General features: G+C 62.7%; 24 protein-coding genes. 9 read left to right on the top strand and 15 right to left on the bottom strand.

All coding sequences use genetic code 11. From position 1 onward, the window contains the following. Positions 1 to 301 (bottom strand): 3-hydroxyacyl-CoA dehydrogenase NAD-binding domain-containing protein (locus ACS5Q1_RS14150; protein ID WP_473098798.1); only part of this gene is annotated, 301 nt, incomplete at its 3' end. A 169-nt stretch (positions 302 to 470) separates the two neighbouring features. Between ACS5Q1_RS14150 and ACS5Q1_RS14145 the strand changes: the two genes are divergently transcribed. After that, a complete protein-coding gene (locus tag ACS5Q1_RS14145) occupies positions 471 to 1,484 on the top strand; it encodes an asparaginase (protein WP_473098797.1) in 1,014 nt (337 codons plus the stop codon). 7 nt (positions 1,485 to 1,491) lie between these two features. On the opposite strand, the gene ACS5Q1_RS14140 is transcribed toward ACS5Q1_RS14145, so the two are convergent. The 4 genes from ACS5Q1_RS14140 to ACS5Q1_RS14125 form a co-directional block, all read right to left on the bottom strand. Then, positions 1,492 to 2,283 (bottom strand): bestrophin-like domain, encoded by a 792-nt coding sequence (locus ACS5Q1_RS14140; RefSeq protein ID WP_473098795.1) that lies wholly within the window; start codon positions 2,281 to 2,283, stop codon positions 1,492 to 1,494. Positions 2,284 to 2,389: 106 nt separating this feature from the next. Then, positions 2,390 to 3,373 (bottom strand): methylmalonyl Co-A mutase-associated GTPase MeaB, encoded by a 984-nt coding sequence (gene meaB / locus ACS5Q1_RS14135; RefSeq protein ID WP_473098794.1) that lies wholly within the window; start codon positions 3,371 to 3,373, stop codon positions 2,390 to 2,392. Positions 3,374 to 3,470: 97 nt separating this feature from the next. Next, positions 3,471 to 3,956, bottom strand: a complete 486-nt coding sequence (locus ACS5Q1_RS14130) for a RidA family protein (RefSeq protein ID WP_473098793.1) — start codon at positions 3,954 to 3,956, stop codon at positions 3,471 to 3,473. Between the two features lie 131 nt (positions 3,957 to 4,087). Beyond that, entirely contained in the window at positions 4,088 to 4,846 is a 759-nt protein-coding gene (locus ACS5Q1_RS14125; RefSeq protein ID WP_473098802.1) for a DUF3750 domain-containing protein, read from the bottom strand. Between the two features lie 163 nt (positions 4,847 to 5,009). Here ACS5Q1_RS14125 and ACS5Q1_RS14120 point away from each other — a divergent pair, with 163 nt between their 5' ends. Continuing rightward, entirely contained in the window at positions 5,010 to 5,981 is a 972-nt protein-coding gene (locus ACS5Q1_RS14120; RefSeq protein WP_473098792.1) for an alpha/beta hydrolase, read from the top strand. 9 nt (positions 5,982 to 5,990) lie between these two features. Here the strand turns inward: ACS5Q1_RS14120 and scpA are convergent, their stop codons facing one another. From scpA to ACS5Q1_RS14095, 5 genes are all read right to left on the bottom strand, one after another. After that, positions 5,991 to 8,156 (bottom strand): methylmalonyl-CoA mutase, encoded by a 2,166-nt coding sequence (gene scpA / locus ACS5Q1_RS14115; RefSeq protein WP_473098791.1) that lies wholly within the window; start codon positions 8,154 to 8,156, stop codon positions 5,991 to 5,993. 209 nt (positions 8,157 to 8,365) lie between these two features. Continuing rightward, on the bottom strand, positions 8,366 to 8,734 hold the full coding sequence (locus ACS5Q1_RS14110) for a hypothetical protein (RefSeq protein WP_473098790.1): 369 nt from the start codon (positions 8,732 to 8,734) through the stop codon (positions 8,366 to 8,368). Between the two features lie 146 nt (positions 8,735 to 8,880). Further along, positions 8,881 to 9,267: a hypothetical protein gene (locus ACS5Q1_RS14105; protein WP_473098789.1), complete on the bottom strand. Its 387-nt coding sequence runs from the start codon at positions 9,265 to 9,267 to the stop codon at positions 8,881 to 8,883. Between the two features lie 45 nt (positions 9,268 to 9,312). Further along, positions 9,313 to 11,280, bottom strand: a complete 1,968-nt coding sequence (locus ACS5Q1_RS14100) for a methylmalonyl-CoA mutase family protein (RefSeq protein ID WP_473098788.1) — start codon at positions 11,278 to 11,280, stop codon at positions 9,313 to 9,315. 209 nt (positions 11,281 to 11,489) lie between these two features. Next, positions 11,490 to 11,873 (bottom strand): DUF2267 domain-containing protein, encoded by a 384-nt coding sequence (locus ACS5Q1_RS14095; RefSeq protein ID WP_473098787.1) that lies wholly within the window; start codon positions 11,871 to 11,873, stop codon positions 11,490 to 11,492. A gap of 123 nt (positions 11,874 to 11,996) precedes the next feature. On the opposite strand from ACS5Q1_RS14095, the gene ACS5Q1_RS14090 reads away from it, so the two are divergent. The 3 genes from ACS5Q1_RS14090 (at position 11,997) to ACS5Q1_RS14080 (ending at position 15,488) form a co-directional block, all read left to right on the top strand. Further along, a complete protein-coding gene (locus ACS5Q1_RS14090) occupies positions 11,997 to 13,535 on the top strand; it encodes a helicase HerA-like domain-containing protein (RefSeq protein WP_473098786.1) in 1,539 nt (512 codons plus the stop codon). A gap of 31 nt (positions 13,536 to 13,566) precedes the next feature. Continuing rightward, complete coding sequence (locus tag ACS5Q1_RS14085) at positions 13,567 to 14,025, top strand: GNAT family N-acetyltransferase (RefSeq protein WP_473098784.1); 459 nt, start codon at positions 13,567 to 13,569, stop codon at positions 14,023 to 14,025. Positions 14,026 to 14,105: 80 nt separating this feature from the next. Further along, on the top strand, positions 14,106 to 15,488 hold the full coding sequence (locus tag ACS5Q1_RS14080) for a M20/M25/M40 family metallo-hydrolase (protein WP_473098783.1): 1,383 nt from the start codon (positions 14,106 to 14,108) through the stop codon (positions 15,486 to 15,488). A gap of 281 nt (positions 15,489 to 15,769) precedes the next feature. On the opposite strand, the gene ACS5Q1_RS14075 is transcribed toward ACS5Q1_RS14080, so the two are convergent. Further along, entirely contained in the window at positions 15,770 to 16,447 is a 678-nt protein-coding gene (locus tag ACS5Q1_RS14075) for a haloacid dehalogenase type II (RefSeq protein ID WP_473098782.1), read from the bottom strand. 167 nt (positions 16,448 to 16,614) lie between these two features. Between ACS5Q1_RS14075 and ACS5Q1_RS14070 the strand changes: the two genes are divergently transcribed. The 4 genes from ACS5Q1_RS14070 to ACS5Q1_RS14055 all read left to right on the top strand — a co-directional run bounded on the left by ACS5Q1_RS14070 (position 16,615) and on the right by ACS5Q1_RS14055 (position 21,109). Then, complete coding sequence (locus ACS5Q1_RS14070) at positions 16,615 to 17,490, top strand: branched-chain amino acid aminotransferase (protein ID WP_473098781.1); 876 nt, start codon at positions 16,615 to 16,617, stop codon at positions 17,488 to 17,490. A gap of 110 nt (positions 17,491 to 17,600) precedes the next feature. Further along, a complete protein-coding gene (locus ACS5Q1_RS14065) occupies positions 17,601 to 18,947 on the top strand; it encodes an esterase-like activity of phytase family protein (RefSeq protein WP_473098780.1) in 1,347 nt (448 codons plus the stop codon). Positions 18,948 to 19,158: 211 nt separating this feature from the next. Next, positions 19,159 to 19,878 carry a DUF1194 domain-containing protein gene (locus ACS5Q1_RS14060; protein WP_473098779.1) on the top strand — a complete coding sequence of 240 codons (720 nt, stop codon included), beginning with the start codon at positions 19,159 to 19,161 and terminating at the stop codon, positions 19,876 to 19,878. 52 nt (positions 19,879 to 19,930) lie between these two features. Next, positions 19,931 to 21,109: an adenylate/guanylate cyclase domain-containing protein gene (locus tag ACS5Q1_RS14055; protein ID WP_473098778.1), complete on the top strand. Its 1,179-nt coding sequence runs from the start codon at positions 19,931 to 19,933 to the stop codon at positions 21,107 to 21,109. A gap of 16 nt (positions 21,110 to 21,125) precedes the next feature. Here ACS5Q1_RS14055 and ACS5Q1_RS14050 read toward each other — a convergent pair whose 3' ends face one another. From ACS5Q1_RS14050 to murJ, 4 genes are all read right to left on the bottom strand, one after another. Further along, positions 21,126 to 21,827: an RNA polymerase sigma factor gene (locus ACS5Q1_RS14050; protein ID WP_473098777.1), complete on the bottom strand. Its 702-nt coding sequence runs from the start codon at positions 21,825 to 21,827 to the stop codon at positions 21,126 to 21,128. Positions 21,828 to 21,897: 70 nt separating this feature from the next. Next, on the bottom strand, positions 21,898 to 22,410 hold the full coding sequence (locus tag ACS5Q1_RS14045; RefSeq protein ID WP_473098776.1) for a plastocyanin/azurin family copper-binding protein: 513 nt from the start codon (positions 22,408 to 22,410) through the stop codon (positions 21,898 to 21,900). Further along, a complete protein-coding gene (locus ACS5Q1_RS14040) occupies positions 22,410 to 22,832 on the bottom strand; it encodes a DUF5602 domain-containing protein (protein WP_473098775.1) in 423 nt (140 codons plus the stop codon). Before ACS5Q1_RS14040 ends, ACS5Q1_RS14045 begins: the two co-directional genes overlap by 1 nt. A 212-nt stretch (positions 22,833 to 23,044) precedes the next feature. After that, positions 23,045 to 24,571: a murein biosynthesis integral membrane protein MurJ gene (gene murJ / locus ACS5Q1_RS14035; RefSeq protein WP_473098774.1), complete on the bottom strand. Its 1,527-nt coding sequence runs from the start codon at positions 24,569 to 24,571 to the stop codon at positions 23,045 to 23,047. Position 24,572 lies beyond the last annotated feature (1 nt).

Here is a 24,572-nt window from a genome sequence, read left to right as displayed (position 1 = left end):
AGACGTAGGACAGGTCGGCATGGCCGTCGCCGCGGCGGGACGGGGTGCCGACCGCGATGAAGACCGCCTCGGCGCTCCTGACCGCCTGCGACAGGTCGGTCGTGAAGGTCAGGCGATCCTCGCGGACGTTCTTGGCGACGAGTTCGGCCAGGCCCGGTTCGAAGATCGGGATTTCGCCCCGGTTGAGAGCCTCGATCTTGGCCGGGTCCTTGTCGACACAGCAGACCTCATGCCCAAAGTCCGCAAAGCAGGCGCCGGAGACCAGGCCGACATAGCCCGCTCCGATCATCGCGACACGCATCGAGAACTCCCTGTTTGGTTGAAACCAGGGTTTAGAATGGCGGCCGCCCTACCGCAACCCGTGGCTTTGGACGATTCCGGGGCACTTTTTCTCGCTTTTGCAACAATGCCCCCTTTGACTTCTCAAATAAGTGCCTCCACAACACCGCCGCTTTTCATACGGGGCATTGATGGACAATCCTTTTCTTGTCGAGGTTACCCGCGGCAACCTGGTCGAGTCGCGCCACAGGGGCAGCGTCTCGGTGGTCGATGCCGAGGGAGCCTCGGTTCTGTCGATCGGCGATGTGGATCGGCGCGTATTTCCGCGCTCCGCCGTGAAGGCGCTTCAGGCCATGCCGCTGGTCGAGAGCGGCATGGCGGACAAGTACGGCCTGACCGATGAAGAGATCGCGCTCGCCTGCGCCTCCCATTCGGGCGAGCCGGCGCATGCGGCAACCGCCAAGGCCATGCTGGCCAAGGCCGGCCAGGATGTCGGCTGCCTCGAATGCGGCGCACACTGGCCCATGGGCGAGGCCGCCAATCGGGCACTTGCTGCCTCGGGCGGCACCCCGAGTGCCCTGCACAACAATTGCTCGGGCAAGCACGCCGGTTTCATCTGCCTTGCCTGCGGCCAGGGCCAGAACCCGAAAGGCTATGTGCTGGCGGACCATCCGGTCCAGCGCAGTGTGCGTGAGGCCTTGGAGGAGATCACCGGCGCCTGCCATACGGTCGAGAAGAGCGGCATCGATGGCTGCTCCATTCCAACCTATGCGATTCCGCTTCCCTCTCTCGCTTTCGGTTTTGCCCGGTTCGGCACCGGAAGCGGCCTGCCGGGCGATGGGAAAGCCGCGGCGGCCCGGATCCGCAAGGCCGTGGCGCGCCACCCCTTCATGGTGGCAGGCACGGACCGCTTCGACACCAAGCTGATGGAACTTCTCGGCGAGCGCGCCTTCGTGAAGGTCGGCGCCGAGGGCGTCTATTGCGCCTCGCTCCCCGAACTCGGCTATGGCGTCGCGTTGAAGGTCGAGGACGGCAATGCCCGCGCGGCGGAGGCCATGATGGCCGGGCTCGTCCTGCGCTTCCTCTCCCTGAGTGCCGAGGAGCGCAAGGCCGTCGAGGCCTTGGCCCAGCCGGTACTCAAGAACTGGAACGGGATCGAAGTCGGTCAGATTAGGGTCACGCCGGAGATCAAGGGCGCAGCCTAAGGCTGCCTTACGGTCGCGGGTTCATCTGCTGGCGGGCATGGGCGAGGTCGTCCGGCTGAAGGCCGTGCGCGCCATGGAATGGCCGGTCGAGGACGCTGACCATATAGACGACCAGGCCGACGAAGATCATCAGCACGCCGCCGAGAATGAAATGAGTCGATCGTTTCAGGTCGAACAGCCATAGAATGAAGACATTCAGGCCGGCGCCGACGATGACGACCGCCCAGATCACCTTTGGAATGCTGGTCCCCGCCGCCTGAATGCGCAGGCGGCGCTGTTCGATGAAATCCTCGAAGATCCGCAGAGCTGCCTGATGGATGAAATCCTCGGCAGCATCCCGATTGGGCTTAAAATCGAGGAGCTGGCGGCTCAATTGATCGACCAGCAGCGTTCCGCGTGTGGAGGCCCGATTGCTGCGCTGGGAAGCCCAGCCCGGTCCGATCTCCTCGTCCACATATTGGCGCAGCGTATCCGACATGGCGGTGCGGATCGGTTCCGGATAACCGCTGAAGGTGCGGTAGAGCGCGATGACGCTGGACGCCTCACGCGCCACCGCATCCTGCGCCTTGCCGTAATTATCGAAGACCGCGATGGACAGCAGCGCCAGGAGAACGCCGTAATAGAGCGTGAAGGAATTCAGGAGCAGGCCGACGACCATGTTCGGGTCTCGTTCGCCCCGCAGCAGGCGCCCGACGGTAGGCTGCAGCAGCGCCGAGCCGATCAGCGTCGGCACGACGAAGACAAGGCAAACGATCACGGCGCCCAGGGGAAGGGGCAGTTGATGCAGCCTATCGATCACGACGCGGTTCGCTCTCTTCGTGGCTGACAGTCGTTCCCTGCCGATAGAAGCGGATTTCCCGACCGAGATCAGGTGGAATTCCGGATAATGCCGACAGGGCTTTCCGCTATATCCTTAGCAGCTTTACGATCTCGCTTGCCCCGGCATTCGGCGACAGGGTGCCGTTTGCGATGGCCTTTTCGATCTCCGGCACGCGCTGACGCAGGGCCGGGTCGTGATGAAGACGCTCGTGCAGACGTTCGTGGACGAGGGCCCACATCCATTTCGTATCCTGCGCCCGGCGCTTGGCGGCAAGCTCTCCCGTCGCTTCCAGGCGCTTGCGATGATCCAGGACCTTGGTCCAGAGCTCGTCGAGGCCTTGTCCGGTGAGCCCTGAGACCGTGAGCACGGGTGGCGTCCAGGTCGCAGAGGCGGGCGCCAGAATATGAAGAGCGGCCTTGTATTCGGCCGCGGCGGCCTTCGCCTTCGCGCTTGCATCGTCGGCCTTGTTGACGGCGATCAGGTCGGCGAGTTCGAGAATGCCCTTCTTGATGCCCTGCAGCTCGTCGCCCGCGCCCGGCAGCATGAGGACGAGGAAGAAGTCGGTCAGGTCCGCGACGGCGGTCTCCGATTGGCCGACGCCCACCGTTTCCACCAGGATGACGTCGAAGCCGGCGGCCTCGCAGAGCAGCATGGTCTCCCGCGTCTTCGCCGCGACGCCGCCGAGCGTGCCGGAGGAGGGGGAGGGGCGGATGAAAGCATTCGGGTCCGTCGCAAGTCGCGCCATCCGGGTCTTGTCGCCGAGGATCGCGCCGCCGGTGCGGGTGGAGGAAGGATCCACTGCGAGCACGGCGACCTTGTGCCCCTTCTCGGTGAGCATGGAGCCCAGCGTATCGATGGTGGTGGATTTGCCCACACCCGGAACACCGGTGATGCCGATGCGCACCGCATGGCCCGTGTGGGGCATCAGCCCTTGGAGGAGCGCACGCGCCGCCTCGCGATGATCCGGGCGGCGCGATTCCATGAGAGTGATGGCGCGCGCAAGCGCAGCCCGGTCGCCTTTCGCGACCATCTCCGCCGTCACAGCCGTTCTTGGTGAGCCCCCGGTCATGTGAGAGCTTTAGCGCATCGTACGGAAAAGTGGATTCTGATTTTGAACCCTCTGGTGTCCGTTGCTTTCGCTGCGGTCAAAAGGGAAGCCAGCGTCGCTAATGGCGGATCATCACCTCCGCTTCAACTTCGACGGCGAAGTTGAAGGGAAGACCTGCGACGCCGATGGCTGAGCGGGAGTGCTGTCCGATCTCGGGTCCGAACACGTCGAGAATCAGTTCTGAAAAGCCATTGATCACAGCCGGGGGCTTATCAAAGCCGTGCACGCAGTTCACCATGCCGAACACCCGGCACCAGCCGGTGATCCGATCGAGGTCGCCCAATTCGCGCTGAAGGCTCCCGAGCATCGACAGGCCCACCTTCCTGGCGATTTCTCGTCCCTGCTCGATCGAGACCTGATCTCCCACAGCTCCGAAGGGACCAGCGAGACGACCGTCCGTTTCCTGAGGGCCATGCCCCGATATGAAGGCGCGGTCGCCTCGCACATTCACCCAGGGGAAGGGCAAGACTACGCCGGGAGGAACCTGCACGGGGGGCGGCAGGACCAATCCAAGTTCCTTCAATCGTGCTCCGACCTTCGACATCCAATCCTCCTCGTTCGTTGTTCAGATCGAAGATGACTGTCGTGCATGCAAATGAACAGAGGTGCTGACTTTCGATGAACAGATCGATGGAGCGCCGGAGCTTTCTCCCGAACGATGCGCTCATCAAGGCATCACCACGTGATCGGATCCATGCCGATTCGTCCCCAGGCGGGAATCTTGATGGCGGGGCGGCGGATATCGATGCCGGCGACGAGGCCCATGAAGTCGATCTCGATCCCCTCGACCCAGCCGAGCGCGATGCCGGCATAGCCGCCGAGCGAAACCTGGATTCCGGTGCGGCTTGGGGTCAGGCCGACGATGTCCCGCCAGGGCTGCCAGTCCTTCCCGAGGGCCGTGGGCGGCAGAGCCGCGCCGAGTTCGGGAACCGAGCGCATGACATGGGCCACGAAGGTGTTCGAGTTTGGGCCGGGCCAGGCATTGTAGGCGCCGAAGGACTGGTAGGGATAGCTCGCCACTGCCTGACGGACCTGTGGGATCAGCCGTTCCGCTGCTTCGCCCTCGATCACGACGACCGGGTGCGGCGCATTGCCGAACCAACGGCCATCCGGCGCCCAGCCGTTGGTGCGGACCGGGCTGCCCCAACCGACTTTGTCGTAGCGGGTATAGGTGGTGGCGCCGGCTTCCTTCACCACGACCCAGGTGTGGTGGGCGAAGATGCCGCGCCAGCGGCCGACGCGCGCAGCGTAGATCGCCACGAGGGCCTGAGGCGCTTCGGTGATCGCCGGCAGGAGTTTCGCACTGGTCCAGTCGGCCGCACGCCAGCTCGGCGCGATATCGTCGCGCATGGTCCACCAGAGCGCATGGGTCCCGAGAGGCAAGAGAAAAAGGCCGACGATGACAAGGAAGATGCGGGACAAAAAGGCAAGCATCACGGCACGGTACGTGCGCTCCCTCAGAGCATCAAGGCGACGGGCTGACGTCCTCGTTCACCATTGAGTTACCATATTTCCAATTGAGGCGACCTCTGCCTTGCGCATGCCATGATCGCGGACAAAACAGCACTGCCCTCATTGTTTCTTGAAATCCGGCCTCATGCTCTTCCCCGTTTCCCGTCTTGCTCTCGTGTGCCTTGCCAGTCTTGCCCTGTCCGGTTGCCTCGGAGAGGAATCGGCGCTCACCAGCCCGATCTCGTCGCAGGTCGGTCTCGCGCGGGATCCTAAGCTTCTGGTCGCGACCACGCGGCTCCCGGTGGGCGATCCGCCGAAGAGGCCCTGGTTCAGCAGCGAACGCTCCGCGGATCTGGTCTTTGCGGAAGCGCGCCTGAAGCCGCCATCCGATTCTCTCATCGGGACCAGCGGCTGGAGCATCGCCAAGGTCGATTCGGTGGATCGCAGCAACGCGGCGCAGGCTTTCGCCCAGGCCGCCTTCGGCCATAATCTGCTGCTCTACATCCATGGCTATAAGGAAAGCTTCGAGACGGCCGCGACCTCGACCGTCGATCTCTCGGAAGGTATCAAGTTCGGCGGTGTGACGGGTCTGTTCACCTGGCCGTCGGCGGCCTCGACCTTCAGCTATGTCGCCGACCGCGAAAGCGCCATGTGGTCACGCGATGCCCTGGAGGACCTGCTCACCGCCATCGCCAAGACCCCGAGCGGCGGGCGCATCCATATCGTTGCGCACAGCATGGGCACGCTGCTGACCCTCGAAACCTTGAGGATGCTGCGCGCCTCCGGCGGCGAGAACGCCATGGAGCGCATCGGTGCCGTCGTGTTGGCAGCTCCTGACATCGACATCGACCTTTTCGCCCGCGGCCTGGAGCGTCTGGGTCCGGATGCGAAGAAGATCACCGTCATCAGTTCCACCAATGACCGGGCGCTCGCCGTCTCAAGCCGTCTCGCCGGTGGCATCATCCGGGCCGGAGCAGCGGATCGCGAGCGGCTGGAATCGTTGGGCGTGCGCGTGGCCGACGCCTCCGAGTTCGGCGGCGGCATCATCAATCACGATCTCTTCCTGACGAACAAGGAAGTGCAGCAGGTGATCAAACGGGCGATCGAGCGGTCTTAAAAATCGCCGTTACTCCGCCGCCTGCTTTGGCCCGTATCCGAGCCGTTTGTTCAAGTCTCCGATCAGGTTGACGGCGGCATCGGCGATCACGGTGCCGGGCGGGAAGATCGCCGAGGCGCCGGCTTCGTAAAGTGCATCGAAATCCTGCGGCGGGATCACGCCGCCGACCACGATCATGATGTCCGCGCGATCGTATTTGGCGAGTTCGGCTTTCAGCTCCGGCACCAGCGTCAGGTGGCCTGCCGCCAGCGACGACACGCCGATGATGTGCACATCGTTCTCGATCGCCTGACGGGCCGCCTCCGCCGGTGTCGCGAAGAGCGGGCCGATATCCACGTCGAAGCCGAGATCGGCAAAGGCGGAGGCGATCACCTTCTGGCCGCGATCGTGCCCATCCTGGCCCATCTTGGCGACGAGAATGCGCGGACGGCGACCGTCGTCGTGCTCGAACTCCTCCACCAGATGGCGGACTTTCTCTATGGCTGGCGACGTCACGCCGACCTCCCGTTTGTACACGCCCGAGATCGACTTGATCTCGGCCCGGTAGCGGCCCCAGACTTGTTCCAGCGCATCGGAAATCTCGCCCACCGTCGCCTTGGCGCGGGCTGCCTTCACGGCCAGATCGAGCAAGTTGCCTTCGCCGGACGCAGCCACCTGTGACAGGGCGTTGAGAGCGGCCTCCACATCGGTCTGATTGCGTTCGGCTTTGAGACGATTGAGCTTCTCGATCTGGCTTGTGCGCACGGCGGCGTTGTCGACTTTCAGAATGTCGATGGAGGCTTCATCCGTCGTGCGGAAGGCGTTGACGCCGACGATCTTCTGATGGCCGGAATCGATGCGGGCCTGCGTGCGGGCGGCAGCCTCCTCGATCTTCAGCTTCGGAATGCCGGCTTCGATGGCCTTCGCCATGCCGCCCAGTTCCTCGACCTCCTGGATGTGAGCCCAGGCCTTCTGCGCGAGCTCATAGGTGAGGCGCTCGACATAATAGGAGCCGCCCCAGGGATCGATGATGCGCGTGGTGCCGCTCTCCTGCTGCAGGAAAAGCTGCGTGTTGCGCGCGATGCGGGCCGAGAAGTCGGTCGGCAGTGCCAGCGCCTCGTCGAGCGCGTTGGTGTGCAGCGACTGGGTGTGGCCTTGCGTTGCGGCCATCGCCTCGATGCAGGTGCGGGTGACGTTGTTGAACACGTCCTGCGCGGTGAGCGACCAGCCCGAGGTCTGCGAGTGCGTACGAAGCGGTAGCGACTTCTCGCTCTGCGGATTGAAACCCTTCACGAGCTTGGCCCAGATGAGGCGCGCGGCGCGCATCTTGGCCACTTCCATGAAGAAATTCATGCCGACCGCCCAGAAGAACGACAGGCGCGGCGCGAACTGGTCGATGGTCAGCCCCGCCGCGATGCCGGCGCGGATGTATTCGACACCGTCCGCGAGGGTATAGGCCAGTTCGAGATCCTGCGTCGCGCCAGCCTCCTGCATGTGGTAGCCGGAGATCGAGATCGAGTTGAATTTCGGCATGTTCTGCGAGGTATAGCCGAAGATGTCCGAGATGATGCGCATCGACCCTTTCGGCGGGTAGATATAGGTGTTGCGCACCATGAACTCTTTCAGGATGTCGTTCTGGATCGTGCCGGAGAGCTTTTGCGGCGGCACGCCCTGTTCTTCCGCCGCGACGATGTAGAGAGCGAGCACCGGCAGAACCGCGCCGTTCATGGTCATCGACACGCTCATCTGGTCGAGCGGAATGCCAGCGAACAGCGTGCGCATGTCGTAGATGGAATCGATGGCAACACCCGCCATGCCGACATCGCCTGCTACGCGCGGATGATCGGAATCGTAGCCGCGATGGGTCGCGAGGTCGAAGGCGACCGACAAGCCCTTCTGGCCGGCGGCGAGATTGCGGCGGTAGAAGGCGTTCGAATCCTCGGCCGTGGAGAAGCCCGCATACTGGCGCACGGTCCAGGGCTGGTTGACGTACATGGTGGGGTAGGGACCCCGCAGGAACGGCGCGATGCCCGGATAGGTGTCGAGGAAATCGAGCCCGGCGCGATCCTCAGGGCCATAGGCTGCCTTGACCGCAATGCCCTCCGGCGTCAGCCACGGCTCGGAGGCAGGCTGCGAGGAGGATGCCAGGGGAGCGTCAGTGAAAGTGACGCTCGAAAAGTCCGGAATGCTGGTCATGGCCTTGGAACGAATGCCCTTGACGAATGAAACAATGTGAACGGCTTCATTTTAAGGCATCCGGCATCGGGATGCTATCGGAGCATGGTAGGGGCTGCCTGCGATGTCATCTCCGGCAGTCTGTAAGGTCCGGAAGGGGATGCACTAAGATGCGCGGCGCCATGGATTCCCCCTCCGCTGCATTCCGGCCGGGATGACACTGCAACTCATCACCCCCGCTTCTCAGCATTCCAATAGCCCGAGCAGACCCGTCCGCCCGATGTCCGCCAGGTGCCCCGGCCGGTATTGCCCGAGAGGCGGCCGGAGACATTGGCCCGGTCCTGACCGCGGGAGATGCTGGCGGAGACAGAGCCGTTCGGTCTGACTTGGCCGTTCACGTTGAAGTTCTCCGGCCCGCCGTAGCGGGCGCGGCCGTTCTGGACGACGACCGCGTAACGATAGGCTCGGTCGCAGGCGCCTTGCTCGGTGACGACTTCCACGCTCCAGTTGCCATCGAACCGGTTTGTCTGTGCTTGGGCGTGGGAAGCAACAAGCAACGACATCACAACTGCTGCGCCAGGCCAGGACATCACACGCATGGAACGCTCCAAAACATTATGAATGGGCTGAACCAACGTGAGGTTTCTGGGCGAGTTCCTGCTTTGTCTTTCAGCTTTGCGTGAGCCACGAAAAAGCTGCGGCATCCGTCGATGCCGCGGCTTTTAGGGCATCATTGAAGGGATAATCAGACGTCGCGAGAGCGCTTCTGCGCCGTCCAGCGTCCGGAACAGCCGAGCATGGCAAGTTGCCAAGTTCCAGATCCGGCTTTGCCGTTGAGGCGTCCATTGGCATCCACCTTGGCGATGCTGCGGCGGATATCGAGATCGACCGCGCCATCGGAGCTGATCCGGCCCGAAACGGTGGTCGGAGAATCGCCGGGATTGAGCAGGTAGCGTACATTCCCGTTCTCGATGGCGATGGAATAATTGTAGCTGCTGTCGCAGACGCCGGAATCCGTCACCATCCGCACGCTCCAGGTACCATCGTGACGGTTGGCGGGAGCAGCAACGGCGCTGCCGACCAGGATAGTGCCGAGGCCCAGGGCCACAGCCAATTGCTTCGTGAAAGTCAAAACCGTGCTCCTCTCCGGTCATTGGCCAGGAGGAGCCTCAAGGACTTAGGCGCAGGACTCGTCGAGAGCCTGGCTCAGAACCTTGAGGGTGTCGCACCCAGCAAAAATAAAGTTGGTGATGCCGGCGCGGGTCAGCTCATCTTCGTGTTCGCCCGGGCGCCCTGCGAGGTAGATGAGTTTCGATCCCGCGGAACGCAAGGTTTCTGCGGCATCGAGAGCATGTTTTTCATAAATTTCATCCGTCGAGCAGATGCAGGACAGCTTGGCTTTGCTTGCCAGATAGGCTCGCCGAAGCTTGTCATTGTCAGAGAAACCATCGTTCATGATGGCTTCTATTCCGCCGGCCTCGAAGAAATTCTTGGCGAAGGTGGCACGGGCCGTGAAGGCAGAAATCGGCCCCAGATTGGCGAGGAAGACCTTGGGGCGCTCGCCGGTCTTGGCCTGATAGGCATCGGAGAGATCGCGCACGCGCTCGAAAGGCTCAGCCACGCGGGTCGAGGGCAGAGGCGCGATGGAGACCGGCGAGGGTCCCGAGGCAGTGCCGGCGAGTTGGGGCAGGGTTGCGCCTTGTCCGGCCATCTGTACGAGTGTGGCGAAAGATGTTTCTGCAGAGGCCGGGGACGAAGGCGATGGCGAGGAAGCTGTGCTTTCCTCGGTCTCGGACATCGGCAGTAGAACCGTGACCTCCGCCTCATTGATGTTCGGGAACTCGCTGGTGCCGGTGATCGGCTCCTTGCGGGTGGCGGCGGCCTTCTCCCGCTGGGCTCGCACGGCGGCGATGCGGGCCTGAAGCTTGTCGCTCTTCAGGCTCTCCAGAATGCCGCCCTCGCGCTCGATCTCCTGGAACAGCGACCATGCCTTTTCGCACAGCGCCTCGGTGAGCGCTTCGAACCCGCCAGCGCCCGCTGCCGGATCGGCGACGCGGGCGAGGTTCGATTCATCGAGCAGGATCAGCTGCGTATTGCGTGCGATCCGGCGGGCGAAGGCATCGGGCAGGCCGAGCGCGACGGTGAAGGGCAGCACCGTGATCGCATCCGCGCCGCCGATCCCGGCCGAGAAAGCGGCCACCGTGGTGCGCAGCATGTTCACCCACGGATCGCGCCTTGTGGTCATGCGCCAGGCGGTTTCCGCATGCAGGCGGATCGGCCTCGGCTCCAGGCCGCAGGCCTGCTCGATCCGGGCCCAGAGACGGCGCAGGGCGCGCAGCTTGGCGACGGTGAGAAACTCGTCCGCATCGGCCACGAGCAGGAACGAGAGCGCTCGGCGGGCGGCGTCGAGCGTATGACCTCGCGCCTCGAGCGCTCGCAGGTAGCCGACACCGGTTGCCAGCACGGCGGCAAGCTCCTGCGCCTCGCTGGCGCCGGCCTCGTGATAGACCCGTCCATCGGCCAGAAAGGCGCGGCCGGCAAAGCCCTGAGCGGTCAGATGCTCAAGCGTGTCGCCCATGCGTTGGGCCATGGCATCCCAGGAGGCCGACATCCGCCCTTGAGCGGCCATGGCGCCAATGGGATCGAGGCCGAGATCGGCGGAGAACTCGGACAGCTTGTGGCCGCGCCGCTCGGCCAGGGCGAGGATCAGCGCCGCCATCTGCCGGCCATGGCCGGCAGCATCGAGGCGCAGGTAGATGAGATCGAGCATCACACCCGACAGCGCCCGGTCGAGTTCGTCGAGGCTGTCGATCCGCACACCGAAGCTCCGCGCGGCCGGAGCCTTATGGGTCACGAGCGTCAGCGCATCCGCGCCGCCTTCGAGATCGGTGAGGGCGAGTTCGTTCGCCTTTTGCTGATCGGGATGGTCGATCCGCTGCGACACCCGCCAGCGGCCTGCCTGCCCGCGCGCAATCGGCGCGGATCCCTCCGCCTTCGGGTAGAGCGGCTGGATGGCGATGCCATCATGGCTGCGGGAGACGAGCTTCTTCTGAAAATCCGCGCCCTTCAGTACGCCTTCGACGAGCTTGAGCCATTGCTCGCGGGTTGCTTGCGGGAAGTCGGTGGCAAGGGGCAGATCGTCCATGGGTATCCTCATCGGGAGGAGGGCAGCGCGAGTTGCGCCGGACAATACCGGGACGAGGAGGTGGTGGGAATGCCTCTAAGGAACGAGAAGCCGGTGTCATCCCGGACGAAGCGCAGCGGAGATCCGGGATCGTTGGCAGAATCAAGTGCCGATCTCTGAGAGCGATCCCGGGTTCTGCTGTACAGCCCCGGGATGACGAATATTGACGATCAAACGAACTGCGAGAGGCCGGGGATCGATCCGACAATAGGGCCCATCACATCCTCGCCGGCCTTCTCGCGCCCATAGGCGAAGAGTTCCTTGCCCAGCGGCTGCATCTGGCCCATGGAGACGCCGATGCCCATGAGCTGGCCGCCGAGCGCCATCACGCCGCCGCCCATGGAGCCCATCATGCCCATGAGGCCACCACCGCTGCCGCCACTCTTCGATTCCTCGATCGCTTCCTGAGCACCCGGTAGGGCCGCGATCAGCTGGTTGACCTCAGCCTGCGGTCCTTCCTTCTGGAGATAGCCCAGAATGATGCCGATGGCCTTGCGGGCGGTTGCCTGTTCGAGGCCGGTCTTCTGCGTCACGCGGGTGATGAGCTCTTCCATCTGATTCTCCTGAAATTGGAATGGCGCTGATGGTTCACATATAAACCATCAAATCAAGAAATCCGAGAGTGAAAACTCGCGGCAACGCTTCTAAGATCCATGGACAGATTCTGGAGAGACGCAATGCTTCAAGACGGAAAGATCTTCATCGGCAAAAGCACCAAGCCGGAATATCTGGATCTGAGGCTGGCCAATCGCCACGGCCTGGTGACGGGCGCCACGGGCACGGGCAAGACCGTTTCGCTCCAAGTGCTGGCCGAAGGGTTTTCCAACGCGGGCGTTCCGGTGTTCGCCGCCGACATCAAGGGCGATCTCTCCGGCATGGCGGCTCCCGGCAACGGCAAGGAGCCCCTGGTCAAACGCGCCAAGGAAATCGGCATCGACTACGTGCCCGATAAATTTCCGGTGGTGTTCTGGGACCTGTTCGGCGAACAAGGCCATCGCGTGCGGGCGACCATTTCCGAGATGGGGCCGCTGCTTCTCTCCCGCCTGCTCGACCTCAACGACACGCAGGAGGGCGTACTCAACATCGCTTTCCGCATCGCCGACGAGCAGGGATTGCTGCTGCTCGATCTAAAGGATCTCCGGGCGCTGCTGCAGCTCATCGCCGATAAAGCAGGTGAACTGACAACCGCCTACGGCAATGTGTCGAAGGCGACCATCGGGACGATCCAGCGGCAGCTCCTCGTGCTGGAAAACCAGCAGGGCGACGAGTTCCTCGGCGAGCCGGCGCTCGACATCAAGGATCTGATGCGCACGGATCGCGATGGGCGCGGCGTGGTCAATATCCTCGCGGCGGACAAGCTCATGAGCAATCCGCGTCTCTACGCCACTTTCCTCCTGTGGCTGATGTCGGAATTGTTCGAGGAACTGCCGGAAGTCGGCGATGTCGATCAACCCAAGCTCGTCTTCTTCTTCGACGAGGCGCACCTTCTCTTCAACGATGCGCCGAAGGCTCTCGTCGAGACGGTCGAGCGCGTGGTTCGCCTGATCCGTTCGAAAGGCGTCGGCGTCTATTTCATCACGCAGAACCCGGTCGATGTGCCCGAGAGCGTGCTGGCGCAGCTCGGCAACCGGGTGCAGCATGCGTTGCGTGCCTATACCCCGCGCGAGCAGAAGGCCGTGCGTGTGGCGGCGCAGACCTTCCGCCAGAATCCGGCCTTCGATACGGAAAAGGCCATCACCGAACTTGGTGTCGGCGAGGCCCTGGTCTCGACGCTGGAAGGCAAGGGTGCACCGTCCATGGTAGAGCGCACGCTGATCGCTCCGCCGATGGCGCAGGTCGGGCCGATCGAACTCACGGAACGCCAGCAGATCGTGGCGTCGAGCCCCATGAGGGGCAAATACGACCAGCCGGTCGATCCGGAATCCGCCTATGAGATGCTTGCCAAGCGGGCCGAGCAGGCGGCCGTCGAGGCGAAGGCGGCGGAAGGAGGTGGCGGCATCCTCGACATGCTCGGCGGCCTCTTCGGAACGACCGGCGCGCGCAAGGGCTCGATGACCGTGACGCAGCGAGTGACCCGTGAGGTCACGCGCACCATCGTCAATCAGACGGTGGGGAACTTGGCCGCCGAGATCGGCAAGTCCATCGGCGGCCGTCAGGGCAGCTCCATCGGCCGTGCCATCGTGCGCGGAACGCTGGGCGGATTACTGAGGCGGTAAACATCAGCCGACATCTCGCTTGGCATGGACGATGCAGAGTATTCGCCTCGCATATCCCATAGATCTTGCCGCTGTCGAAGCGATCGTCCGGGCTGCCTATACACGGTATATCTCGCTCATCGGGCAAAAGCCCGGACCGATGAGCGACGACTATTCTACGTTAATCGAGAAGCAGTGCGTCTATGTCCTCGTCAGCGAGAATAAACTCGTTGGAATGCTTGTTCTTCTTCCAGAGGACGAAGTCATGCTTCTCGACAATGTGGCCGTCGATCCGGATATGCAGGGGCGGGGATATGGGCGTGAGCTAATCGCCTTTGCGGAAAAGCTTTCCGTCGAACGTGGGTTCAGAGCCATCCGGCTCTATACGAACGAGGCTATGACGGAAAACATTGGTCTCTATAAACGTCTTGGGTTTGTAGAAACGCATCGAGCCGAGGAGAAGGGCTTTCGGCGTGTCTATATGACGAAGTCTCTGGCCCCCTCATCCTGATTCAAAACCTCGGACTTGCGATCACCTGGGCGATGAGAGTACCTCTTGATGCGACCCCGTCCACAAGGCAGTTACTCTCCATGTCCCATCTCGACCAAGTTCTTCAGCGCATCGACTCCGACCTCGACGCCTCTCTGGAGCGGCTGTTCCAGTGGCTGAAAGTGCCCTCCATCTCCACCGATCCTGCCTATAAGGATCATTGTCGCATTGCCGGGCAATGGCTTGTCGATGAGCTGAAAGGCATCGGCGTCGAGGCTTCCTTGCGCGAGACGGGCGGACACCCTGTGGTGCTCGGCCATGCCAGCGGAGAGGCGAAGCTGCATGTGCTCTTCTACGGCCATTACGACGTGCAGCCGGTCGACCCGCTCGAACTTTGGGAAACACCGCCCTTCGAGCCGCGTATCATCACGCTTGCCGATGGCCGCAAGGCCATCAGCGCACGCGGCTCTGCCGACGACAAGGGGCAGGTGATGACTTTCGTCGAGGCCTGCCGTGCCTGGAAGGCCGTGACGGGTTCGCTGCCGATCAACATCACTTTCTTCGTCGAGGGTGCGGAGGAGGACGGCTCCAAATTCCTGCCCGAATTCATCGTCGCCAACAAGGACGAGCTGAAGGCCGATGTGGCCCTCGTCTGCGACACGGGCATGTGGGATCAGGATACGCCGGCCATCACGTCGTCCTTACGCGGCATGGTCTATGAGGAAGTGATCGTTCGCTGCGCCGATCGCGACCTCCATTCCGGCGCCTTCGGCGGTGCGGCGCGCAACCCGATTCATGTTCTCTCGAAAATCATTGCGACCATTCACGACGACAATGGTCGAATCACGATCCCGGATTTCTACGAAGGCGTGCCGGAGACGCCGACCCAGGTTCTCGAACAGTGGAAAGGCCTCAATCTCACCGAGGAGGAATTCCTCGGCCAGATCGGCCTGAAACATTCGGCCGGCGAGAAGGGGCGCATGCTGATCGAGCAGATCCAGTCGCGCCCCACATGCGACGTGAACGGCATCATCGGCGGTTATACGGGCGAGGGGACCAAGACCGTGATTGCGGCCGAAGCCCGCTGCAAGATCTCCTTCCGTCTCGTGGGCGATCAGGATCCGGCGAAGATCTCTGCGAATTTCGAAACCTTCGTGCGCGAGCGCATTCCCGCCGATTGCTCGGTGGAGTTCATTCGGCACAAGGGTTCGCGCGCACTCGCCTTGCCGCACGACTTCCCGGCGATCACGGCGGCGAAATCGGCGCTTCACGACGAATGGAAGAAGGATCCCATCGTCATCGGCATGGGCGGTTCGATTCCGGTCGGCGGCGACTTCAAGCGCACGCTGGGCCTCGACACCCTCTTCGTCGGCTTCGGCCTCGATGACGACCGCATCCATTCGCCGAACGAGAAATACGACCTCAAAAGCTTTCACAAAGGCACCCGTTCGTGGGCGCGGATTCTGGCGGCCCTGGCGAAGTAGGCTCCATTCCACATTGTCATTCCGGGGCGGCTCGTAGAGCCGAGCCCGGAATCCATAGCCGCTAGTGCATCGTGTGGAAAAGTGGGCCCGGTTTTCCACATCCGAACGATGCGCCAGCTTAGGAGTGGAGCATCGGATGGATCCCAAAAGTGCAAGTCCACTTTTGGGTCCGATGCTCTAACGATGCGGAATGACGCTCGACGCTGATCACCTCTCTTTGAGATGTTGTGTTTATGGATTCCGGGCTCCGCTACGCGGCCCCGGAATGACAGTGAAGCGTCTCACACCAATTCCCTGAGTGACGAAGTCACCGCGTTTGGCGGAAGTTCAACATATTCATCCGGCAATCTGAGCCGGTTCACCCATATGGGATGAAAGCCGAACGCCGCAGCGCCTGCGATGTCCCAGCGGTTGGAGGAGACGAAGACGACTTCGTTTGCGGCAACGGACAGCGCCTGCAACACGAGTTCATAGGTACGCGGGCTCGTCTTGAACATCTGTGCCGCGTCGACCGACAGGATCGCATCGAGATCGTCGGCAAGGCCAGCCGATTCCACCGCGGCGTTCAACATGCCCAGATCGCCGTTCGACAGGATGCCTGTTTTTAGCCCTTGACCTCGCAAGGCGGTCAGCGTCTCCCGCACCTCCGGGTAGGCATCAAGACTGCGATAAGCTTCCAGCAGGAGCGGCCTGACCGAACTGTCAATCTGCGGAAACCGCGCGAAGGCATAATCGAGCGCCTTCTCGGTCAGGGTCCAGAAGGGCTCGTAGCGGCCCGCGAGCGACAGCACCCAGGAATATTCGAGTTGTTTCGCGCGCCAGACTTCCGAGAAACGCGCCGCATCCGGACCGACTGCAGCCATGTGGCGGGCGACAGCCGAATGCACATCGAACAATGTTCCATAGGCGTCGAAGATGACGGCCTTCGTGCTGGCGGGGATAAGAGCGGAAAAGGACATGGGGCGATGGTCTCATTGGCGAAAAGCCATGGCAATCCGACCAATGATCAGTCCGTCTCATGGAACTCATCACAAGTCTTTATGCCCCAATCGCCGAAGGAACGATTGACGGTCGGGCCTCTAGGGGATTCGATGCGACAGGCATTCTGACCCAAAGGACGAGACAAGTGGCTTGGCATTCGCAGACCTGGAACTGGTTCAACGGCGCGTGGCATGAGGGCAATCCGCCCCTGATCGGGCCACGTTCCCACGTATCCTGGCTCGGCTCCTCCGTGTTCGATGGCGCCCGCGTGTTCGAGGGCGTTGCGCCCGATCTCGACCGGCATTGCGAGCGCGTGAATCGCTCGGCGCCCACCATCGGTCTCAAGCCCACCATGGATGTCCAGACGATGCTGGATCTCGTGCGCGAGGGCGTGAAGAAGTTCGCTCCGGGGACGGCGCTCTACGTGAAGCCCATGTATTGGGGCGAGGCCGAGGGCTTGGCGACCATCGCGCCGGATCCGGAATCGACCCAGTTCTGCCTGTCCCTCTTCGAGGCGCCGATGCCGGTGCCGGGCGGGCTCTCGGTGATGAAGTCGAGCTTCCGCCGCCCGACGCTCGAATCCATGCCGACCGACGCGAAAGCGGGCGCACTCTATCCCAACAATGCCCGCGTGCTTCGCGAGGCGAAGGAGAAAGGCTTCGACAACGCCCTCGTCTGCGACGCGCTCGGTAACGTGGCGGAGACCGGCACCTCCAATGTGTTCATGGCCAAGGATGGTGTGGTCTATACGCCTTATCCGAACGGCACGTTCTTGAACGGCATCACTCGCCAGCGCGTGATCCAGCTCCTGCGCGACGACGGTGCGACGGTGGTCGAAGGAACCCTGCGCTATGAGGACTTCGCCAGCGCCGACGAGATCTTCATCTCGGGCAACTATTCCAAGGTGATGCCGGTGCTGCGCATCGACAGCCGCGATCTCCAGCCCGGACCGTTCTACAGCCGGGCGCGCGAGCTCTACTGGGCCTTTGCTCATGACAAGGGGATCCTCAAGGCCGCTTGATGCGGTCGGAGATTTCCCCTGCGTCATCGACCTGTCGTCGATCTGTTAACGGACGGACATCCGGCTCCTGCAAGAGCAACCTCGCTAAGTAAGCAAATGAGGTTCTCACGATGTCCGTCCGTCTTCTCGCGGCGCTGCCGCTGACCGTGCTGCTCAGCACAAGCGCCCTGGCCCAGCAGCAATTTCCGGCCGTCCTTGCAGGCCATGCCGTTCTGCCCGCCCTGAGCTTCGTCGATGCTCCTGCGGATGCACCCGCCGATCTGAAGATTTCCGGAAAGTTCACCACGGGCAAGCGCATCGAGGCGCTCGACACCGTCGAGGGCACCTCGGGCGATCGTCCGACCGGCGTGAAGCTGCCCTTCCGCGGCCAGCCGCTTCAGGGCCATTCCGGCATCAAGTCGGTCGGCGACGGTACGTTCTGGGTGATCACCGATAACGGCTTCGGCTCCAAGGCGACGTCGCCGGATTCGATGCTCTATCTCAATCGCCACCGCATCGACTGGAACAGGGGAGCGGTTGAGCGTCTCGAGACGGTGTTCCTGCACGATCCGGACAAGAAAGTCCCGTTCCGCATTGCCAATGAGGCGACCGAGAAGCGGTATCTCACGGGTTCCGATTTCGACATCGAGAGTTTCCAGCCCATCGGCGACAAGATCTGGATCGCCGAGGAGTTTGGTCCCTACCTGATCAAGGCCGATCGCTCCGGCAAGATCGAGGCCGTCTATGAGACCCTGATCGATGGCAAGCCGGCCCGTTCGCCCGACCATTATGCGGTGACGACGCCTGCGGCTCCTAACGCGACCGTCAATTTCAACGTGCGCCGCTCCAAGGGCTATGAAGGCATGGCCGCTTCCAAGGACGGCAAGTTCCTCTATGCGCTTCTCGAAGGTCCCGTCTGGGACGCTGAAAAGAAGCAATGGGAGAATGTCGACGGACGCGAATATCTGCGCATCCTCGAATTCGATGTGGCGAACGAGAAGTGGACCGGCCGCCACTGGAAATACGGTCTCGACCAGAACGGCCTCGCCATTGGCGACTTCAACATGATCGATGGCACCACCGGTCTCGTCATCGAGCGCGACAACGGCGAAGGCACGGCCGACAAGGCCTGCCCACAGGGTGTAAAGCGGCCCGACTGCTTCCAGGATGTCGCGAAGTTCAAGCGTATCGTGAAGATCGAATTGTCGGATGCGAATGTGAACAATGCCGTGCGCAAGATCGGCTATATTGACCTCATGCAGATCGCCGATCCGAACAAGAAGGCGAAGAAGCCCCTCAATGACACTATGCTGACTTTCCCGTTCTTCACCATCGAGAATGTGGATGTGGTCGACGAGCGCCACATCGTCGTCGGCAACGACAACAATCTGCCCTTCTCCACGAGCCGCGAGCCCAACAAGCAGGATGACAACGAATTCGTCCTGCTCGATGTCGTGGACCTGCTGAAGGCCCGATAAGCGCGCCGTCCCGTTCCCGGCGGCCCGGGAAGGGGATCCAGTTTCAAGCGATGTGCTTGAGCGATGGATTCCCTTCCCCTCCAAGGGCTTCGCTCTTTCCGGCCGGGAATGACACGAAGAGCTCCAACAAACTTGTGATCGTCGGGAGGGACAAACCTCCTTGAGAAAACCCTAAATGGCTCCAGCATTGTGCCCAAAGCCGGAGCCATCGATGCGATTTGTTCTGAATAGCTTATTTGCCTTCAGCCTGCTCACGGCTCCGGCCGTTGCGGAATCGGTTGATCTGGAACTGGTCTTTGCGGCCGACGGCTCAGGTTCTATCGACGACGCCGAATTACGCCTCCAGCGCCAGGGCTGGGCCGATGCGCTCATGAGCCAGGACGTGCTGAACGGTGTCAAGGACGGCCACATCGGTGCGATTGCCGTTGCCTTCATGGAATGGGGCGGGCCGAGCTCGCAGGTGCTCATCGTCGACTGGCATGTGATCCGTGACGAGGCGAGCGCGCGGGTCTTTGCCGACAAGCTCATGAGCGCGCCGCGCGGCGCCTATGGCTACAACTCCATCTCGAACGCCATCGACTTCTCCGTCCGTCTCGTGGAGACCAACGCCCATGAGGGAACGCGCAAGATCATCGATGTGTCCGGCGATGGTCCCAACATGAACGGCCGGTCGCTGGAGCAGGCGAGGGCGGATGCGCTTGCCAAAGGTTTCACCATCAATGCCCTTGCCATCCGCCGCCCCGGCAGCGGACGGCCGGGCGGGCCTGGGGGGATGTCGCTCGAGGATTATTACGGCGAGAGCGTCATCGGCGGTCCCGGTTCTTTTGTCGAGATCGCCGACGAGACGCGGCCCTTCGCGGTGGCCGCCCGCCGCAAGCTCCTGACGGAAATCGCCGGAACGGGCGGAGCCTTGCGCCATGCTAGCCGCTGACCCCTAAGCCGGGGCTTGAAGACATCCTGGAGCAGGATGGTAAGGTGAGCCCATGGCGAATCTCGAAGATTGGATCATCGAACAGGGACTGCGGGGCACGGATGTCGGATCGCTGCTCGCCGGCCTCACCGAGCAGTTGGTCGCCGAGGGTATGCCGCTGGTCCGGTCCTATGTCGCCCTGCCGACCGTCAATCCGACAATCCGCGTCTATACTCATGTCTGGACCCGCTCGGCCGGCATGATCGTCGAGGGCGTCTCTCACGAGCGCAACGCTCTTGCCTTCGACCGAAGCCCCTTCGCCTACATGATGCAGACCGAGCAGACGAGCTGCTATTGGCTGGTCGATGATCCAGAGGCCCGGCAATTCGATGTTTTCGACGATGTGAGGCGAGAAGGCGGGACGGATTATCTGGCACGCCTGTTCAGTTTCGAGAACACCAGCGCTCCGGATCTCCGGGGCATCGGGATCTCCTTCTCCAGCTCTCGTCCCGAGGGATTCCGACCGGAGGAAATCGCTCGGATCGATTCGCTTCTGCCCCTGCTGGGCTTGGCAGCTTATCGCATGACGCTCTTTGACCTCACGGTTGCGATGCTCGACACCTATGTGGGGCTCTCCGCCGGCCGACGGGTCCTGAGCGGCGAGATCCGGCGCGGGTTTGGCACGACCATCACTGCCGCGCTTCTGTTCGCGGATCTGCGCGGCTTCACCACCCTGGCCGATACGGCTGGCTTGGACCTGATCGCACGGCTCGACCAGCATCTCGAAGCCATGGCGGACCCCGTGGCGGAGCAGGGCGGGGAAGTGCTCAAGTTCATGGGCGACGGCGTTCTGGCGGCATTTCCGATCACGGAGGAACGCTCCCGCGAGCAGGCCTGCGCGGCTGCCATTCGTGCGGCGCAAGCCGCGCTCGATCGCAACGCTACCGTCAACCGCCTCCATGCCCACGAGACGCCGCTCAGCCTTGATATCGCGCTCCATTGCGGAGATGTGTTCTACGGAAATATCGGCGCGGCCGGCCGCCTCGATTTCACGGTGATCGGCCCGGCCGTGAACGAGGTCAGTCGCATGGAGGCGCTCTGCAACAGCCTCGACTGCTCAGCCATTCTGTCCGACAGCGTCGCCTCAGTGAGTCCGGTTCCCGTCCGCTCCCTCGGCCGTCACCGATTGCGGGGCATCGCAGTGGAACGGGAGCTCTTTACCTTCGCCTCACTCAGCTCCTGGACAGCTTGAGCCTGACTGCACGCAATCAGGGCTCCGCTACCTCCAATCGATCCAACACGGCTTGCGTGATCCTTGCGCACCGGGCGCCGGCGAAAGGAAACGCGTCGGTGAGAGCGTTCGAAAGTGTCCGATCGAGGCTCTGCCGCAGGAGGCGACGGGCACGGTGAAGCCTCGTCTTCACTGTCTCGGGGCGCAGGCCGACATGAGATGCGGTTGCCTCGACGCTCATTTCCTCGATATCGCGAAGAACGAAGACGACACGGAAAGCATCCGGCAACTGATCCACGGCCCTTTCGATCAGGCGGCGGACTTCAGCGCGGGCAGCGGCGGCTTCGGGGTCCCCTTCCTGACGGGCCGAGGGCAGGTAGATCACACGGGCCTCTCCTTGTTCGTCGATCGTGTCGATATGCTTCAATTCGACAGAGGGACGTCGCTTCCGGAGACGCTCCAGCGCCTCGTTGAGTGCGATCCGCGTGAGCCAGGTCGCAAGGCGCGCTTCACCACGGAAGCCATCCAGATGGGTAAAGGCGCGAAAATAGGCTTCCTGAACGACATCCTCGGCCTCGGCATCGTCGCCGAGGACACTGCGCGCTATCCGATAGAGCTGCCGATTGTGGCGCTCCATGATCAGACGGAGGGCCGCACCGTCCCTGCACCGGGCCCTCTCGACCAGGGCCAGGTCATCCAGGTTGTCCAGCTGAGGCTTTACGACGAACCTCGGTTGCATCACCTATCTCCTGCGTCTTGCCGTTAGATGGTCGGGCGTCCCAAAGGTTCCCAAATGATACGGACCGCATTCATGTTCGGCGAACGATGCCTCGCTGCATGATCTCGTCAACCGATGGGAACGCCTGCAAAGCAAGGTCCGGGAGCGCCTGTGCTACGGACCCGCCCGGAGGAGGGCTGCCAGGACGCCCCACGATGATCCGCCCGACCATTCCGGCATGCTCGTGAGGGATGCAGAAGAAATCATACACGCCTTCCACTTTAAGCGTGACTGCAAAGGTCTCACTGGGAAGAAGATAATCCGAGTTCCAGGGCTCAGCCCCTTCAGGCATGCGGAGCGGGTGATCGAAGTTCTTCGGATGATAGGCCGTAGCCGTATGCGAGTTTCCCGGATCCAGGTTGATCCAGCGGATCGTCTGGCCCGGTTCGACGTGCAGGCCGATGGGATTGAACCACACATGGGAGCCGTCTGCCTTGCCCTGCATTCTGATCTCGACCGGTTCACTCGCGAAGAGCAGGCGGGGCGATGCCAGACCGGCGAGGATACCCCCGCCGATCTGCAGGACATGCCGTCGCGAGGGCATCACTTTGCCGCCACCCGCGTCTCATCGGCCTTCGGCACATGCCATAGGACGACATGGGCATGGGGCTTCTCGACACCGGGATGCCCGGCATTGAAATAGACATCCACATGGTCGACCTTGCCGCCGGGCGCGGCGAGATCTTCGAAGCGCTTGTCCTTGTTGGTGAGGTCCTCAACGGGGAGCATGTAGACCGTGCTGACGAGCTTTCCCTCGCGGTCATAGGCGAGGAACGGACCGGCAGGCAGGGTCTTGGGGTCGACATAGAGCTGACCTAATCCCGGCAGGAAATCGGGCAGCTTCACGAGTTCGCTCACCTTCTTGTAGGCGCCTGACGGCGGAGCCTTCTCGACCTGGTCGGCGGCCAAAGCCGGCATGGCGAGCGCGGCAATTCCAATCGCAGCAACGGCGAAGCGCAAGATCATGGTGTCATCCTCTCTAGAGCATCGGACCCGAAGTGGATTTGCACTTTTGGGACCCATCGATGCTCCATTCCTTAGTGAGCGCATCGCCGAGCGCGGAAAACCGGATCCACTTTTCCGCACGATGCGCTGGACCGGCATATCCCGGCACATCCGATTGGATGGATCCTCGGCAAGAAGGTTCCCGAAGAAATCTCGGACCTTGGGAATCTCGATCAGCGGCGGGACAATCGAACTCCCAACGCCTTGAGTCCCGCGAAGAGCGCACCGCCATAGATCAGCGCACCAGTACCTCCGAGAACCGCGAGCAGGATTTCGTTGCGCCAGACAGGGAGCATGGCGGTCCACTCTGCGAGAGGCTCGGGCGCGAACCAGGCGAAGGCAGCAAGCAGCAGGCTCGCCACGGCCACCGCGGCGGAGGTGCGGCCGAGGGTGTTGCTCGGGTTCATCCAGTCCTTGCGCATGGCGAGGAGCACGAGGAGGCCGAGATTGACCCAGATGCCGATGGCGGTGGCCAGCGACAGGCCCACGACGCCGTAGGGTCCGGTCAGGACGATCTTCAGGGCCACGTTGACGGCAACCGCCGTAAGCGAGGCGATAAGCGGCGTCACCGTATCCGAGCGCGAATAGAAGCTCGCCACGGCCGAGCGGATGAGAACGGCTGCGGGCAGGCCGATGGCATAGGCCGCGAGTACCGCACCGGAGCGCTGGGCCGCGACGGCATCGAACGCGCCGCGCTGGAACAGAGCCGACATGATGAGGTCGGGCATGGTCACGAAGGCCACGACGAACGGCGCCGCGAGCGCCAGCGTCAGGCCCACCGCCCGGTTCTGGGCACCATGGGCGCCCGCCACATCGCCTACCGCGATCCGGCGGCTCATCTCCGGCAGCAGCACGGTTCCGGCCGCGATGCCGATGACGCCGAGCGGCAGCTGATAGATGCGGTCGGCATAATAGAGCGAGGCCACCGCGCCTGTCGGCAGGAAGGAGGCGATGATCGTGTCGGCAAACATCGCAAGCTGCACGCCCGCCGAGCCGATCACGGCAGGCCCCAGAACCTTGAAGAAATGCTTCATGGCCGGGTCGAAGCGTGGCGCTTCGATCTCCGGCGCTACGCCGAGCCGCTTTGCTGAGACCCAGACCAGCAGCAATTCGAGCACGCCCGCGACCGTGACACCCCACGCTGCGGCATAACCGGCATTGGGGAACAGGAAGGCGATGGCCAAAGCTGCCACGATGGAGACGTTGAGCAGGACCGGCACGGCAGCGGCAGCTGCAAACCGCTCATGGGCGTTGAGGATGGCGGAGAGGATCGTCACCAGGGTGACGAAGAGGAGATAGGGGAAGGTGATACGGGTGAGCGTCACCGCGAGATCGAATTTCGCGGGATCGTCCGAGAAACCGGGGGCGAGCAGCGTCACCACCACCGGCATGGCGATCAGTGCCAGGACGAGCAGCACGATTTGTACGATCAGCATCAGGGTGCTGATGCGGCTGGCAAAAGAGCGGGCAGGGGCGGCGCCTTCCCGCTCCAGCACGCGCGCATAGGTGGGCAGGAATGCGCTGTTGAAGGCGCCCTCGCTGAAGATGGCACGGAAATGATTGGGGATGCGCGAGGCGACCACGAATGCATCGGCGATGGGGCCGGCGCCCATGATGGCAGCCAACACCACGTCGCGGATGAAGCCGGTGAGGCGCGAAACAAGCGTCCAGCCGCCGACGGAAAGGATCTTTCGAAACATC

The organism is Microvirga sp. GN3, assembly GCF_055792825.1.
Note: the sequence above shows the minus strand (reverse complement) of the source record. Positions and strands in the feature narration are given on the sequence as shown.